This is a genomic window from Streptomyces glaucescens, assembly GCF_000761215.1.
GTDB lineage: Bacteria > Actinomycetota > Actinomycetes > Streptomycetales > Streptomycetaceae > Streptomyces > Streptomyces glaucescens_B.
In genome coordinates this window covers 13,120-28,505 of record NZ_CP009438.1, presented here as the reverse complement: position 1 = coordinate 28,505, position 15,386 = coordinate 13,120, and the positions used below count along the sequence as shown (strand labels likewise).

11 protein-coding genes and 1 pseudogene are annotated in these 15,386 nt (G+C 69.2%); 8 read left to right on the top strand and 4 right to left on the bottom strand.

Features of this window, described 5'->3' with window-relative positions; genetic code table 11:
• Nucleotides 1-811 precede the first annotated feature (811 nt).
• From SGLAU_RS00125 to SGLAU_RS00105, 5 genes are all read left to right on the top strand, one after another.
• Nucleotides 812-2,554 (top strand): ATP-binding protein, encoded by a 1,743-nt coding sequence (locus SGLAU_RS00125; protein ID WP_244315131.1) that lies wholly within the window; start codon nucleotides 812-814, stop codon nucleotides 2,552-2,554.
• Nucleotides 2,555-2,631: 77 nt separating this feature from the next.
• Nucleotides 2,632-3,801, top strand: coding sequence for an exonuclease SbcCD subunit D (locus SGLAU_RS00120; protein WP_043497220.1), 1,170 nt, complete (start codon nucleotides 2,632-2,634; stop codon nucleotides 3,799-3,801).
• Nucleotides 3,802-3,839: 38 nt separating this feature from the next.
• Nucleotides 3,840-7,193: an AAA family ATPase gene (locus SGLAU_RS00115; protein ID WP_043497218.1), complete on the top strand. Its 3,354-nt coding sequence runs from the start codon at nucleotides 3,840-3,842 to the stop codon at nucleotides 7,191-7,193.
• A complete protein-coding gene (locus SGLAU_RS00110) occupies nucleotides 7,190-8,224 on the top strand; it encodes a hypothetical protein (RefSeq protein ID WP_043497216.1) in 1,035 nt (344 codons plus the stop codon). The genes SGLAU_RS00115 and SGLAU_RS00110 overlap by 4 nt, the downstream gene beginning before the upstream one ends.
• Nucleotides 8,225-8,333: 109 nt before the next feature.
• On the top strand, nucleotides 8,334-10,775 hold the full coding sequence (locus SGLAU_RS00105) for a DEAD/DEAH box helicase (protein WP_043497214.1): 2,442 nt from the start codon (nucleotides 8,334-8,336) through the stop codon (nucleotides 10,773-10,775).
• Nucleotides 10,776-10,863: 88 nt separating this feature from the next.
• Here the strand turns inward: SGLAU_RS00105 and SGLAU_RS00100 are convergent, their stop codons facing one another.
• Nucleotides 10,864-11,052, bottom strand: coding sequence for a hypothetical protein (locus tag SGLAU_RS00100; RefSeq protein WP_043497212.1), 189 nt, complete (start codon nucleotides 11,050-11,052; stop codon nucleotides 10,864-10,866).
• Between the two features lie 158 nt (nucleotides 11,053-11,210).
• On the opposite strand from SGLAU_RS00100, the pseudogene SGLAU_RS00095 reads away from it, so the two are divergent.
• Nucleotides 11,211-11,768 (top strand): annotated as a pseudogene (locus tag SGLAU_RS00095) (HNH endonuclease family protein); the annotation flags it as partial.
• On the opposite strand, the gene SGLAU_RS36660 reads toward SGLAU_RS00095, so the two are convergent.
• On the bottom strand, nucleotides 11,744-11,833 hold the full coding sequence (locus SGLAU_RS36660; protein WP_279628018.1) for a DUF6207 family protein: 90 nt from the start codon (nucleotides 11,831-11,833) through the stop codon (nucleotides 11,744-11,746). The pseudogene SGLAU_RS00095 and the gene SGLAU_RS36660 overlap by 25 nt on opposite strands.
• A 554-nt stretch (nucleotides 11,834-12,387) precedes the next feature.
• Here SGLAU_RS36660 and SGLAU_RS35125 point away from each other — a divergent pair.
• Nucleotides 12,388-12,534, top strand: a complete 147-nt coding sequence (locus SGLAU_RS35125; protein WP_159072742.1) for a hypothetical protein — start codon at nucleotides 12,388-12,390, stop codon at nucleotides 12,532-12,534.
• A 1,167-nt stretch (nucleotides 12,535-13,701) separates the two neighbouring features.
• On the top strand, nucleotides 13,702-14,001 hold the full coding sequence (locus tag SGLAU_RS00090) for a hypothetical protein (RefSeq protein WP_052413520.1): 300 nt from the start codon (nucleotides 13,702-13,704) through the stop codon (nucleotides 13,999-14,001).
• A gap of 603 nt (nucleotides 14,002-14,604) precedes the next feature.
• Here SGLAU_RS00090 and SGLAU_RS00080 read toward each other — a convergent pair.
• Both SGLAU_RS00080 and SGLAU_RS00075 read right to left on the bottom strand, forming a co-directional pair.
• Nucleotides 14,605-14,988: a hypothetical protein gene (locus tag SGLAU_RS00080; protein WP_043497208.1), complete on the bottom strand. Its 384-nt coding sequence runs from the start codon at nucleotides 14,986-14,988 to the stop codon at nucleotides 14,605-14,607.
• The gene (locus SGLAU_RS00075; RefSeq protein ID WP_043497206.1) at nucleotides 14,985-15,227 is read right to left on the bottom strand and encodes a hypothetical protein; all 243 of its coding nucleotides are present in this window, start codon (nucleotides 15,225-15,227) and stop codon (nucleotides 14,985-14,987) included. Before SGLAU_RS00075 ends, SGLAU_RS00080 begins: the two co-directional genes overlap by 4 nt.
• Nucleotides 15,228-15,386 lie beyond the last annotated feature (159 nt).

The window sequence follows — 15,386 nt, the reverse complement described above, 5'->3', positions numbered from 1 at the left end:
ATGTGTGTGCATGGTAAAGGAATCGTGTGTAGGATGCGCGCAGACCGCGTGCGGGTGGGGTGCTTGAGGCGGTTATTCACCGCCTGCGCCGTTCGTGGTGCGGGCCCAGCACACCGGGGGTGTGGATGTATCTGACATCTCTGTGTGCCGAAACTTTCTGCCCTTCGGCTGCGCACGGCAGAACGAGCGCGTCAGGACGTACGTCTGCAGGCCGACTTCGGCCCGGCCACACATGCTGCGGTCGGGGAGAACGAACAACAGGGCGAGACTGCTTCTCGCCGAAGCCATCCGCCTGTGCCCCTGTGACGCGGATAGACCGACCACGACATCACCCGTCGGCGATCGGCGACGCGCCTTCGGACAACGCGTGGGTGGTCCTGCGTCGATGGCGGAGCGCTTCGGTGAGGGAAGGTGCCAACGGTCCTTGGCCCGCGTCGAGTTGGGAGACCGGTGGGCGGGACTGACGGGTGCCGGCCTTGCCCGGGTTGCGCATCTGCAGGGTAAGCCGCCCCCGTGCCCGTCGGGAGTGGGCGTCTTTGGAGTCCCGGCAATCTGTGGAACTGCCCAGTAGTTTCGGAGCCCCGGCGTACGGTGTTCACCGCCAGCCGCCAGCGCCGCCCCGACGCACGATGAGATAGGCACAGGACCGCCGATGACCGATACCGACTCCAAAACCCCTGGCGTCGACAGCACTACCTCAGGCCGCGGTGCAGCGCCCATGACGAGTCAGCAGCCGCCTGGAGGCCTGCCCCCCAGCGGGGGTGCCGAGCAGGAGGTTGGGAAGGTTGCAGGCACTGAGGACTCCACGCCGTTGAAGTTTCACGTCGCCCTTTCCCCAGATGCGTATCTGCAGCTCGACGACGTGGTCAGCACCCGTCGGCAGATCCCCGGCTACGGCGAGGTCGTCACCTCAGGGGTGGTGACGGAGGTGGTCGCCCGCCACGAGGGCGCCGCGTTCGGCTCGGATGTGTTCCTCATTGCGGACGGGATCTTGCCGGCGACCGTGCAGGAGATCGCCGAGGTCACCACCACCCGCGTCGAGCCCGAGTGCTACGTCCCGCCACGCCCCGGCGCAGTCGCGATCCGGGCGGCGGGTGCTGACCGGGACGCCGCCTTGTACTTCGACAAGATGGACGCGCGGATTCCCGCCGGCATCGGCCGTGACGGCGAACCGATCTATCTCAACCTCGAGTTCCTCGACGGTACCCGCGGCGCCCACGTGTCGATCTCAGGCATCTCCGGGGTGGCGACCAAGACCAGCTTCGCGCTGTTCCTGTTGCACTCGCTGTTCACCTCGGGTGCCCTGGGAGGCCGCGCGGTCAACGCCAAGGCTCTGATCTTCTCGGTCAAGGGCGAGGACCTGCTGTTCGTCGACCAGCCCAACACCCGCCTCGACGAGACGCTGCGCGCCGCGTACGCGCGGCTCGGCCTGCCCGCTCGACCCTTTGCCTCCGCCGGCTTCTACGCGCCGCCGCTGCCTGGTGATACCACCGGCCGCCCCCACGTCACCGGCCGGACCAGTGGCGTCACCGCGTTCTGGTGGACGCTCGCGGAGTTCTGCCAACGCGAACTGCTGCCGTACGTGTTCGCCGACGTCGAAGACGAGAAGAACCAGTACACGATCGTCGTGCACCAGGTCACCAGCCGGCTGCGCCACGAGGCCCAGGCCGCAGGGAACGACGGCGCGGTCGCCATCGACGAAACCACTATCCGCACCTGGGCAGAGATGATCGAGTTCATCTCCCAGAAGGTCACCGACGAGGGCACACGCGCCCACTGGGCGGGGCCGGCGGTGGGAATGGGTACCGTCAACGCATTCGTGCGGCGGCTGCGGTCGTCCCAAAGGCCGCTGGGCCCCCTGCTTCGTGGCGACCTGAGCACGGTCACCGACCGTCCGGTCACGCACTCCATCGACACCTCGAGGCAGCAGGTCACCGTCGTGGATCTGCACAACCTGCCGGAGCGGGCCCAACGCTTCGTTGTGGGTGTCGTGCTAGCCGCGGAGACCGACCGCAAGGAGCAAGCCGGTCCGGGCGGGCTGCTGTTCACGATGATCGACGAGCTGAACAAGTACGCGCCCCGCGAGGGCTCCTCCCCGATCAAGGACGTCCTGCTCGACATCGCCGAACGCGGCCGCTCGCTCGGCATCATCCTCATTGGCGCTCAGCAGACCGCCTCCGAGGTGGAACGGCGCATCGTGTCGAACTCCTCGATCAAGATCGTCGGCCGGCTCGACCCCGCCGAGGCCGGCCGCCCTGAGTATGGCTTCCTGCCCACCTCGCAGCGGCAGCGCGCCACCCTCGCCAAGCCCGGCACCATGTTCGTCTCCCAGCCCGAGATCCCGGTGCCGCTGGCCGTCGAATTCCCCTTCCCCGCTTGGGCCACCCGTCTCTCCGAGGTCGCCGACCCCACCTTCACTACCGGCACCTCGCCTGCTGACTCGAACGCCGGTGGTGCGGCGCGACCGGACCCGTTCAGCAAGCTGCCCCAGACCCAGAGCGACTCGTGGTTCGACGACCCCGACGACGGGGCCATCGACGAGCCGCCCTTCTGACGTCCGCCGACGCGCTTTCAGATCACGCCTGACGCAATCCGCTGCTGTGCTTCAGCCATCCGAAAAGGACCGACCCGGTGAAGTTTCTGCATACCTCCGACTGGCATGTCGGCAAGACCCTCAAGGGCCGTAACCGGCTCGAGGAGCAGGCAGGCGTACTGCGTGAGATCACCCAGATAGCCGTCGGCAACGACGTCGATGCCGTCCTCATCGCCGGCGACCTCTACGAGAACGCCGCGCCCACCGCGGACGCCCAAAGGCTTGTCGTGCGCACCCTGCTGCAACTGGCCAAGCAGGACATCGAGGTCGTCCTGATCGCCGGCAACCACGACCACGGTGCCACACTCGAGGCCTACAAGCCGCTGATGGACATCGCCGGCATCCACGTCTATGGCCAGGCCCGCCCGGCCGCAAAGGGCGGCGTGCACAGCTTCCGCGCCAAGTCCACCGACGAGCGCGTCAACGTCGCCGTTCTGCCGTTTCTCTCCCAGCGCTACGCCGTCCGCGCCGCGGAGATCATCGCCAACACCCCGTCCCAGAACGTCGGCGCCTACGACCAGCTCATCCGAGATGTCCTGGACAACCTGACAGGGGCTTTCACCTCCGACGCCGTCAACATCGTCATGGCCCACCTGACGTGCACCGGCGGCGTCTTCGGCGGCGGCGAGCGGGCAGCCCAATCGATCATGGAATACCACGTGCCCGCCGCTATCTTCCCCGTCGAAGCGCACTACGTGGCCCTGGGCCACCTGCACCGCCGACAGACGATCCCGGCCGCCTGCCCGGTGCACTACAGCGGATCCCCCTATGCGATCGACTTCGGCGAGCAGAACAACACCCACGTGGTCTGCCTCGTCGAAGCCTCTCCCGGCACCCCCGCGAAGATCACCGACATCCCGGTCACTGCCGGCCGCAGGCTGCGCACCATCGAGGGGACCGTCGCCCAGCTCACCGCCGACCCCGCCGTCTACGGCGAGGATTACCTCCGGCTCGTGATCACCCAGCCCGCCTACGCTGGCATGCGCGACGACCTGCTGGAAGCCCTCCCCAACGCCCTCGAAATCCGCATCCACCCCGACCACGCGAGCACCGGCGCCACGGCGGGCATCGCCACCCACCAGCCGACCAAGACGCCTGCGCAACTGTTCTCCGACTACTGCCACAGCGTCGGCGTCAGCGACGACCGGGTCACGGCCCTGTTCAACCACCTGCACGACGACCTGACCCGCTCGACCGCCCGCTCCTGACCCAGCGGCCCTGACACCCGCTAAAGGAATCCCTCAACATGCGTCCCGTTCGCCTGGAGCTCAACGGCTTCGCCGGTTTCCGCGCTCCCACCGTGGTCGACTTCACCGACGCCGACTACTTCGCCCTCGTCGGCCCTACCGGGTCAGGCAAGTCCACCGTTCTCGACGCCCTGACCTTCGCCCTGTACGGCTCGGCCTACCGGTGGGGCCGCAGCAACGCCATCGCCTACGCGCTCGCCCCCACGAGCAACCGCTGCACGGTCTCGCTCACCTTCGACGTCGCATCCCAGCGCTACCAAGTCGCCCGCGAAGTCCGCCGCGTCGGCCAACAGATCCAGCAAAAGACCGTCAGCCTGGTGAAGTTCGCCGACCCCACGGCGGTCGTCACCGACGCAGACGGGCCACAGCCGGATGTACTGGCCGGAGAAATCAAGGAACTCAACGCCGCCATCGAGCAGTTGCTCGGCCTGTCCTTCGACGACTTCTGCCAGTGCGTCGTCCTGCCCCAGGGCGACTTCGCCCGCTTCCTGTCCGCCAACGCCCGCGACCGGCAGCAGATCCTGCTCAAGCTCCTCGGAGCCGCCCACTACGAAGGCATCGGCAAACGCGCCGGCGCCCAGGCGGCTGAAGCAGCCAAGGAGATCGAGGTCCTCACCGACCAGCTGAGCCGGCACGCCGACGCTACCCCGCAAGCCGAGGCCGACGCCCAGGCACGCCTGTCGGCACTGGGACAGCTGGCCGCCACCGTCGACCAGCTCGTGCCCCGCGTCGCCGAGGCACACTCCCGCGCCAGCGATGCCCACGCACGTGTCGCCACTCTGCGCACCGAACTCGCCCGGCTCACCCCCCTCCGCGCCCCAGACGGCATCGGAGAGCTGCAGCGCCGTGCCGTGGAGGCCCAGACAGCCGCCCACACGGCCCGCGACGCCGCCGACGCGGCCGCCCAGACCCTGGCCGACGCCACCAAAGCTGCCCAATCCGGCCCGCAGCGCGCTGTCCTCAACATTGCCCGCGACCGCTACACCGAGAAGGCCGGCTTGGTCGGGCGCCGCGACGCAGTCATCGCGGCCGCGCAGCGTGCCCGCCAAGAGCTGGCGCAGAGCGAGGAGCGGCTACGGGCGCTGGCAGACGCCGTCACCGAGGCTCGCCGCACCGCCGAGGAGACCCGTGGCCGCCGCGACCGGGTACAACAGGCGTACGCGGCTTTGCAGCGTCGCCAACAGATGCTGGCTCCCGTCCAAGCCCCCCACGGTGCCAGTGATCTGACCAGCCGGGCAGCGGCTCTGGCACGGCAGGCCGACGCCGCCGCCACCCAGCTGGCCGCGGCTCGCGACCGGCACAACCAGGCCGCTTCCGCGCTCACCGCCGCCGGCGACGGCAGCCGGCTCACCGAGGCGCGCGAGGTACTCGACCAGCTCCTTGACGTCACCCGCTCCCTCACCGACGCCACCAGCGAGCTGGATGACGCCGTGGAGGCAGTCGCCCAGGCCGACAGTGCGGTCACCGGCGCGCAGGTGCGTCTCGACGCGGCCACGGCCGCCCTCGAGGAAGCCCGCACCCTCGCCGGTGCCGCCCAGCTACGCCCTCAGCTCCAGGTGGGCCACGCCTGCCCGGTCTGCGAGCAGAGCGTCACCATCCTCCCGCCGCCGCTGTCCGACCCGGCCCTGGCCGCCGCCCAGGCCGCGCGTGACGCTGCGGTCCGCGAACACCGTGACCTGCTTTCCCAGCATCAGGCCGCCACCACGACGGTTGCCGCCAAGCAGCGCGCCGCGGACACCCTGACCCAGCGGCGCACCCTGCTCGATGAGCGGCTGGGCACGCTGCTGCCCGATCGTCCTGCCGACACCGAACGCGACTGCGACGCCGACCGCGCCCATCTTGACGAACGCGCTGCAGCCCGTGACCAGTTGGTCGCCGCCGAGCAACAGGCACGTGCCGCGGCACAGGAGGCCGAAGCCGCGCACACCTCCGCCACTGCGGCCGTCGCCACGCTGCAAAGGGAGATCGATCGCACCCGCAGCGACCTCCACACGCAGCTGGGCGCCCTGGCCGAACTCGACCCGCCCGCCGTCGACACCCATGACGTGACCTCCGCCTGGTCCGACCTGGAAGCGTGGGCCCAGGCCCAGAGATCCACGGTGGAAAACGACCTCTCAGCCGCCCAGGCCGAGGCCGCCACCTGCCATCAGGCCCACCAGGACGCGACCGCCACGCTGGAAGCAGCCGAGCAAGCACACGCCACCGCCCACAGCGTCCACACCACCGCCGTCCAGCAGAGGGCAGCCGCCGACCACGCGCAGAGCACCCTGACCGACCGCCTGAGTGAACTGCAGACGCTGCTGGACCAGGCGCCGCCCACAGATGCACTGCCGGGCCTACTGGAGGAATGCGACCGCCTCGAAGCGGCCGTGGAGACCGCCACAGCCGAGGCAAGCCAGACACGCGAGGCACTCAAGGCGGCGGAGGCCGAACAGCAGCAGTGGCAGGCTCGCACCGCGACCGCCTGGTCCGAGCTGACCGCTGCCCGGGACGCGGTGGCGGCCCTCAAACCGCCGAGCCTGGACACCGACGACCTCGCCGCCGCCTGGGCCAGCCTGGCCGCCTGGGCCACCCGCGCGGCCGACGACCGGCAGGCCGACACCCTGCGCGCGCAAGCCGACGCCCACACCGCACACAGCGAAGCCGAGCAACTCCTGGGCCAACTGCAGGGTCTGCTGCGCGACCACGACCTGGATCCCCAAGACCTCGGCGACGGTCCTGGGCGCGCCGCCCAGGCCCCCCGGGTGGTAGCGGTCGCAGCCGAGCGGGCCCGGGGCCAGGTAGAGATGATCCAGCGCAGCCTCGCCGACGCCGCCGCCATACAGGACAAGATCGACAGCGCCCGCACCCAGCAACAGGTGGCCGCCGAGCTGGCCAGGCTGATGCGGTCCAACAAGTTCCCGCAGTGGCTGGCCGATTCAGCCCTCGACACCCTGGTCGCAGGTGCCTCGCAGTCGCTGCGCCGGTTGTCGGGTGACCGATTCGACCTCAGCCACCACAAAGGCGAGTTCTACGTCATCGACCACTCCGACGCCGACTCACAACGCTCGGTTCGCACCCTGTCCGGCGGCGAAACCTTCCAGGCCAGCCTGTCACTGGCGTTGGCCCTGTCCGACCAGCTGGCCGGCATGGGCGGCGCAACGAAGCTCGAGTCCATATTCCTCGACGAAGGATTCGGCACCCTTGATCCCGACTCGCTCGAGATGGTCGCCGACACCCTGGAAAATCTCGCCCAAGGGGAACGGATGGTCGGGGTGATCACCCACGTCACCGGGCTCGCCGAACGGGTACCGGTCCGCTTCCAGGTACACCGCGACCCCCACACTTCCGTCGTCACCCGGGAAGGCACATGACAAGCACGGCACATGCGGCCCGGATGCGATTCCATGTCGACGGCTGGGACCCCACCTACGGCTCCAGCGTCGAAAACGCCGAGAACACCATCGGGGACTCGACCGCCAAAGTCATCCCCGACCTCGAACTCGCCCCGGCCGACTGGAAGCCCATCTCGACCTCCCACGTGCCCGACCCCGGCGCAGTACTGTTCGTCGACGGCGTACGCCGCGTCGAGGCCCGCATCTGGATCGAGCAGCCCCCGGCCGCCGAACCGGCCCCAAGCGCCATCAACCGCGCCGACGACGCCCAGATGGCACTATGCGCCTCCTATGCGGCCGGCACCGTGTGCTGCTGCCCCGACCGTGGCGCGCACCTGCTGACCATCGAATCCCGGCGAGGCCTGTTCACCACCGCCACCAACGCCGTCGACGTGCCCACCACGGCCGGTACCTACCAGGCCAACATCACCTTTGACGACCAGGAAGAAAACCTTGCAGTGCTGCTCTCTGCGGCGCTGCAACGCCGACTCGGCGACCTTGAAATTCTCGTCGCCGCCAACGCCCGCACTGCCCTGGCCGGCCACGGCGTCGCCGCCGGCTCGGACCTGCTGGTGGTGGACGGTCCGCTGCGCGGCCGCACCCATCTGCCGCGAGCGCTGGGGCTCATCAAGTCCCACCGCACCGCCTACCTGCCGCCCGACCTGCACGCGATGGTCAGCGCCCTGGCCGCCGGCGAACGCACCCCGGTGTTCTTGATGGGCACCTCCTGGGACCGGCACGCCTGGTACCTACGCCTACCGTGTACGCCCGGCGCCCCGTGGGCCGGAATAGTACGGCTGGAATGCGCCGCCGACATCCCCGCCCCGGAGGCGATCGCCTTGGCCAACCTCTCGCAACTGGTACTGCCGCGGTACGCCAGTTGCGAGTACAAAGACGCCCGGGCCCCCCAGAACCTGGTGCCGGTCGCCGGGCTGGAGAGGGAACTGCGCCGCCGCCTGGGCAACCCTGCCCTGCTCAGCAGGGCCCTACGCGTGGCAGCGGTGAGCTGAGTCGCAGTTCCTCGCATTTCCGCTTCGCGCTGCAGCATCAGTTTGCCAGGATGTCCCAGACAGCCCTGGACACCGATACTGCCGCGCCCCCTGTGTTGAGGTTGCCAATATGACGCTGGTTGAGACGCCCCCACCCGGCGGCCCTAAGAAGCGCCCGTTGTTCCCGCATCAACTCAAGGCGGTTCAACGAGCAGTCCGACACCTCCGGCGCCCCGGGACGCGAGGGCTTCTCGTGGCAGCGACAGGAACCGGTAAGACGGTAGTGTCCATCCGCGTGGCGGACGAACTCGACGCCAAACTCGTGCTGTTCGTCGTGCCCACGCTGGACTTGGCAGCCCAGACCGCTCTGGCGTGGCGCCGAGACGGCCATGGCGAGCACATGGTGATCGCCTCCTCGATGGACACCGCCGGCCACGAGGACCTCGCGGCCGCACGCGTCGGCTCGATCACCAACCCGCACACACTGGCCGCCCTGATGTCGGTCGTGGGGGAGGAGCAGGACCAGATCCCGGCATTGACGGTGATCTGCACCTACGACTCCCTGGACAAAATCGAGCAGACCCGCAGCACGAAGTACACCGTGCCACCGTTCGACCTGGCCATCATGGACGAGGCGCACCGAATCGCGGGCCGGGCCGACAAGAAGTGGGCGATCGTCAACGACGCGAAGCGGATCCTCGCCGACCGCCGCCTCTACATGACCGCCACCCCGCGCATCTTCGCCGCCCCGGAGCTGGCGGAGTCCGCCGACACCACCCGCCCGCGCCGCCGCCGCACCCCGGAGCCGGTCGTGGACGCGTTCGCCAACTCCATGGACAACGAGCAGGTATACGGAAAGAAGGTCTTCGAGTACCCGCTCGCGCAGGCGGTCGAGGACGGCCGGGCGGCGGACTACCGCATCGTGGTGCCCACCCTCACCGACGCCGACCTGCGCCGCCGCCTCAACCTCCCCACCCCCACCCTCGGCACCCGCCTGCCGGGCGGCGGCAGCGGCGAGGACCAGGAGGGCGTGCTGCGCACCACCGCCTTGCACCTGGCCGTCCTGCGCGCCATGACCGAGCACGGCCTGAAGAAGGTGCTGGTCTACTTCAACCTCGTCTCTGACGCCCGCCGCTTCGCCCGCGAGCTCCCCCATACCCTGCGCCTGCTGACCAAAACGGATCCCGGCCTCGTCCCGGTCATCACCCCGCAGCTGTTCTTCGCGCACGGCGAGCACACCCCCGCCCAGCGCGCCGACATCTTCGCCGCCTTCGCCGCCGCCGACTGCGCGATCCTCGCCAACTCCCGCCTGATCGCCGAGGGTGTCGACATTCCCAGCGTCGACGCGATCGTCTTCGCCGACCCCACCCGCAGCGTCATCCGCTGCGTCCAGGCCCTCGGCCGCGCCTTGCGCCTGGACGTCTCCGGGAAGACCGCGAGCCTGATCGTCCCCGTCTACATCCCGCCCGGCACCGAACCCGACAACATCCTCGGCACCGCTTACGAGCCGGTGTGGGCGATCGCCTGCGCGCTGGCCAGCCACGACCACCGCATCCTCGAACGCCTCCCCGACAAGGCCAACCGCCTGCCGAAGGAGACCAGCGACGTCATCGAACGCCGCTGGCGCTTCGACTTCACCGTCCACCCCGAACGCATCGCCCGCGCGATGGACCTGGCCTCCTTCGACCCCCGCGACCCCGTGGTCTCCCGCTCCCGCCGCCTCGGGCTCGCCGCCGCCCAGTCCTACCGCGACCACTACGGTCACCTCGACGTCCCCGCCGACTACACCGACCCCACCGGCTACAAGCTCGGCACCTTCATCACCACCATGCGCGACGCGGCGACGGCCGGCCGCCTCGACGCTGACTGGACCGCCGAACTCGACGCCCTCGGCATGATCTGGGACAAGCACGACGCCGCCTGGCGCGCCCGCCTGACCGCGGCCGCCGACTACCTGCGCACCCACGGCCACCTCGCCGCCCCCGCCACCACCCCCGTCGGCGCCTGGCTCGCCGAACAACGCCACCTCGCCATCAAGAACACCCTCGACCCCGCCCGCGCCGACGCCCTCACCGCCCTCGACCCCCACTGGCGCCTCCCACACGGCCCAGACTGGCACCGTAAATACCACCTGCTGCGCACCCACCTCGCCACCGGCGCCGACACCGCCATCCTCACCCGCGACACTCAGATCGGCGGCGTGAAGATCGGCTCCTGGCTGGCCCGCCAGCTCACCACCTGGCACGCCCTCGCCGATGGCCAGCAGCAGCTGATGACCGCCCTGGGCCTCACCCCCGAGAACAACCCGCTCACCCCCGCCCGCCGCACCCGCCGCACCTTCGAACAGACCGTGCAACTGCTGGAACTCTTCCTCCACCGCGAGGGCCGCGCCCCCACTGCCCGCGAGAGCATCCGCGTCGACGGCGACACCGTCAAGATCGGCGCCTGGCTGGCCAAGGCCCGAACCAAGCACCGCGCCCGCCAGCTCCCCGAGGAACACGCCCGCCTGGTCGCCGCGCTGTTCGACGGGGACTGGACGGCCGAGGACGCCGTCCCCGCCCTCCTGGTGTAGGCCCTGCTGTGGTCGGTGACGGCAGGCATCGCTACCTACATCCCGTGACCGCCACCGACAGCAGACGGCGATGACGGCGAACCGTGGCTCAGAGCTTGTCCAGCAGCCAACCACAGAGGCCGAAGAAGAAGCCGGCACAGGACAACCGGAGAGCAATGGTCCGCATGCGCTCCACCGTGCGTTTGTCGGCTTCTCGCTGCGCCAGTCCCACGTCGGCCGCGCGCTTCAGCTCGTGTTCGTCCATGACTTCCCCCTGTTCAACCAGCCCCTGCAGCATGCCAGAACGACGCTGCCCGCGCTGCCCGGTGCTGTGGACCCAGCCCTCTTTCGTCGGCCCCGCGGCGGTGACGCCCCTGAGCAGGCCAGTCAGCTGCCCATGCCTGGCCGGCAGGCATGGGCAACCGCGGCAAGCATGCTCTTCCGGTTGGCCAGTTGCTGCGCGCCCGGTCCGCCCACGGCCGACCCAGCCGCCCTCACCCCGCGACCCTGTTCGCCACCCTCTCCTCACCCGCCCACGCTGCAGGGACACTGCCCATAACAGAAGCGGTCGACAGACTTGCTACGGGGATGGAGTCGCGGGAGGGCTACACCCGCGAGAGCTTCCGCCACTGGAACGCCGGCGACAACCCGACCGACGGCTGCCACACCCGCGCCGAGGTCCTCCTCCACGAAGCCGTCCAAGCACCGACCATCGCAGCGAACTGCCGCCTCGAAGGCGGAAGCTGGTACTCCTACTACGACAGCGTCACCGTGACATCGGCCGCCGGCCTGGACATCGACCACATGGTGCCCCTCGCCGAAGCATGGGACAGCGGCGCATCAGGCTGGACCGCACAACGCCGCGAGGCCTACGCCAACGACCAAGGCCAGGAAGCCTCACTGGTCGCGGTCACCGCCCGCTCCAACCGCAGCAAAGCCGACCAGGACCCCGCCCAGTGGCTCCCGCCCGCGGCCGACGCCCACTGCCGCTACGCCACGGAGTGGGTGGCCACGCCCGGCTCGCCCGGCACTCGCATCGCGCGGTCCGCCGACGCCGTCGCCCAGCGCCCGGCAAGCAGCGCCTGAACGGCGAACTCTGGCCGTCACACGCTGCGACGTCGACGACGGCCAACCCCGGCTGCGCCATGTGCGCTTCGCTGATCGGCTTCATGCCCGGCACGACGCGGCCATGCGCAGACGTCCAGCAGCGCGAGCGGGCTGCCCGGCAGGTGCTGCGCGTAGCGGCAATGGCTCCGCCATCCCGCCGCCTTGGCAGGAACGTGCCACTTCCCGCCGTCGGCACGCCCCAGGACCACAGTGAGCCGCCGCAACGGCACAGGAAACTGTGACCCACGTCACCTGCCGCGGGGGGAGAGCGCCGGGGCATCTGGGGACCGCCGATCGCCCTGAAGCCGCTGACCAGCAATTCTATAGATAACCCTGCAGAAAATCAGGACCTCGAATAGGCCCTCCTCGACCTGGAAACCTTGGAAAATCACCAAAGATTGTTGGAGAGAGGCTGCCGGCGAGCTCGCCGAGGGAACTACCCGACCGCAGGACTGCGGTAATGTGATCCTTCCCTGACGGATCACCGCCGATTGGCGGTCTGGATACCAGAAGGGAGGTATGACGCATGTCCGAGCCTGCTCCCCAGGGCAGGCCGGCGAGGACCAAGCTGCTTCGCCGCATCCTGCGGGCCACCGCCCGCATGCGGCCCGTGGTCACTGTCCTGCAGGCCGTCTACTACGCGCTGCGCGTGGTGGACGAACTGACAGGCTGAGCTGCGGAGAAGTGGGAGGGCCCACCCCGCAGGCACGGGACGGGCCCTCAGTCCACGTCGTGCCGCGTGGGCCTCGTGCACGTTTTGGAAGGGTGCGAGGCCCACCCCATGTGTGGACTGCTAACCGCTACGTTAGCACGTCTCCAAATCTAATTGGCGACCAACATGTACTCCCGAATATCAAACCGGGGGTGTTTGATCATCTCGGGGATTGTAAATCAATCCTGACCGTCCGATTGATGTGGCGGCCTAATTGAACAGCGGTCGGAGATTCTGCTGTACGAGTTCTACACTATTGGGCTGAGTAGTATGGTTAGGGGAGACAGATTTGCGACGGCTGCCGTCCCGGTGGCAAACAACATCCCTTCTGGGTACGGCCGGTTGCGTCACCGCGGTCAGTGACGCCCGCGTAACGCCTGCTCAGGACAGGCTGCCGCAGGATGCATGTGGCAGGCCACTGGCGTCCCTGCCACAATCGGAGGCAGTGGCAGGGACGCCAAGTACTGCCACAAGATGAGAGCGCCGATGCCTGGCTGGCGACGTGGCTTGGGCCGTCGCGTGAACCATGCTCTTCCTGGGACCTGAAAACGTTCACCGAGCCGTTTTCCGAGGCACCAACTGCCAACTGGTTCCCATTTCTGTGCTGCCCAAAAACGCCCCGCACCGCCTCTGACCTGCGGAGACATGGCAACAACTGTTGCCATAGAGTGGAGCGGTGGTCCACCGGTCGCCCCCGCGGCACCGGCACCGTGACAACGGAAAGAAGACCGCGCCGGCGGCGATGGCGAGGCAGTCAGCCCGGTCAGCCCACCGGGGCAGCGCCCGAACGGCCCTGTCGCCGCCGGAGACCGATTAGGCGACAGCTCGCAGGCCGACGGCGCTGACCCCGTACAGCCCGAAGGTGACACGGAGATGATCACGGCTGGCACCTCGCGGTCTCCTTACCCATGCCGGCCGCCGCGCTGCGGACACTCCCGAGCGCAAGGAACTACCTGCTCGGACCGCTCCCACCGGTCTTGCGGTACCACCCACAAGCGCAGCAGCACCCAGGGCAGCGCCGCCGCCACGTCATCCGGCTGTACTCTGCCCCGCCGCCGGCGACGCCCGTTCATCAGGATCGTCACCTTCGCCGCCGCTCACCGCTCGCCCTGAGGCCGACAGCAGCTGATGACCGCCCTCGGCCCCGCCCCCGAGAACAAGCCGCTCGCCCCCGCACGCCGCGCCCGCTGCACCTTCAAAGAGACCGTTCAGCTCTTGGAACTCTTCCTGCACCGCGAAGGTCGCACTCTGGCTGCCCGCGAGACCATCCGGGTCGACGGTGACACCGTCAAGATCGGCGCCTGGCTCGCCAAGACCCGCCACCGGCACCGCTCCGGCCAGCTCCCCGACCACCACGTGCGCCTGGTCGCCGTCCTGTTCGACGGGGATTGGGCGGCCGAGGACGCCGTGCCGACCGTCCTGGTGTAGGCGCTGCCCCTGCTCGCCGTACGAGAAGATGGCACGCGCGGCTGTTCACCCCGGTGCCGGTAGCTTGTTGGGCTGCAGAGCCGCATGTCGCTCAGGCACTTGCCCGTGCGCTGTTCGGCTTGTGCGGGTACCTGGTCACTGGTCAGCGTCTGGCACCCGTTGGCAATCCCGTTGATGGCCACCATCCAGTGGAAGACACCGCGGTTGGCAGCCTGCACGATCTACCGCATGGTGATCTGGTCGGTGGCCTTCAGCAGGCGGCGCGCGGTGGCGCTTAGCCACTGCTCGGCGGGAGATGCCGGCACTGATACAGGCAGAAGGCGCCCGACCGCAACACCCGGTGGGGCTGCGCGCCCCAACTGCCGGACGGGCGTCACATCTTCAGCCGCCTGGTCGCCGAGCGCGGAGATGTACCCGCCCAGGTGCGCGGTGAAGCCGAACGCATACGCCGCGACCTGGCCCGGGTGCTTCCCCAGGCGTCTGCACCCCAGCTGGGTACAGCGCACACCGCCGGCGGACGGGCGGCCCCTTCAGTCGTCCGGTAGGGCAGGGAGCCGGGCGAGGCGGTGCAGGCCGCCGCTCGTCCGCCGGGCGGCGCCGGGTTCAGATACGCCAGGAGCGGAGGGTGTCCGCGATGTCGTAGATCTTGAGCCGAGTCTCGCGGGCCTTTCTGATCAGGTCGGACAGCGCTCCGTACGGCGGGTCGATGCCTTCACCGGACTGGTCGAGGTACTGGGTGGTGACGAAGGCGACGAAGAGGCTGTTGCGGTGGGGGAGCGGTTCGAGCCGCACGATGGTGTGCAGGAGCGCGGCAGCACGCCAGGCGGCGTCGGGGTTGGACTCGGCGAGCGTCGGTGTGCGGGTCTTGTGGCGGGCGACGGCCGCGACAAGGGACGAATAGTCGGTGACCGACACGTCGTCGTGGCCGAGGGCGATGCCCTGAACGTCCAGGAGCCAGGAGACATCGACGTACAGGGGTTCACTCATCTGGCGGCAGTGGCTCCTCGGTCGCGCTCGGAGGGAGGAATCTCCTCCGGGAACGCCGCGTCGAACTCCTCGCGCAGCCGGTCTGCCCAGGACGCAGCGCCCGCCACGAACCGCTTACGGTGCATCTCGCGCACGCCCAGGTCGTGCAGGTACTGCTTGAGGCTCTTGCCCTCAGCGGCGGCAGCAGCACGCACGCCTTCCATCTCTTCCTCGGTGAAGGACACATTCAGTGATGGCATACCCGCATGGTACCTACTTGGTGCCTACCGAGGAAGCAGAGTAGACGCCCACGTCCCTTGGCCCGGTCCAGGACTGGCCGGGGACGGACGCACTGCCCGCCCGCTTCCCTTCCGGCGCACCGGATCGCCGGCCGGGCCGACAAGAAGTGGGCGATCGTC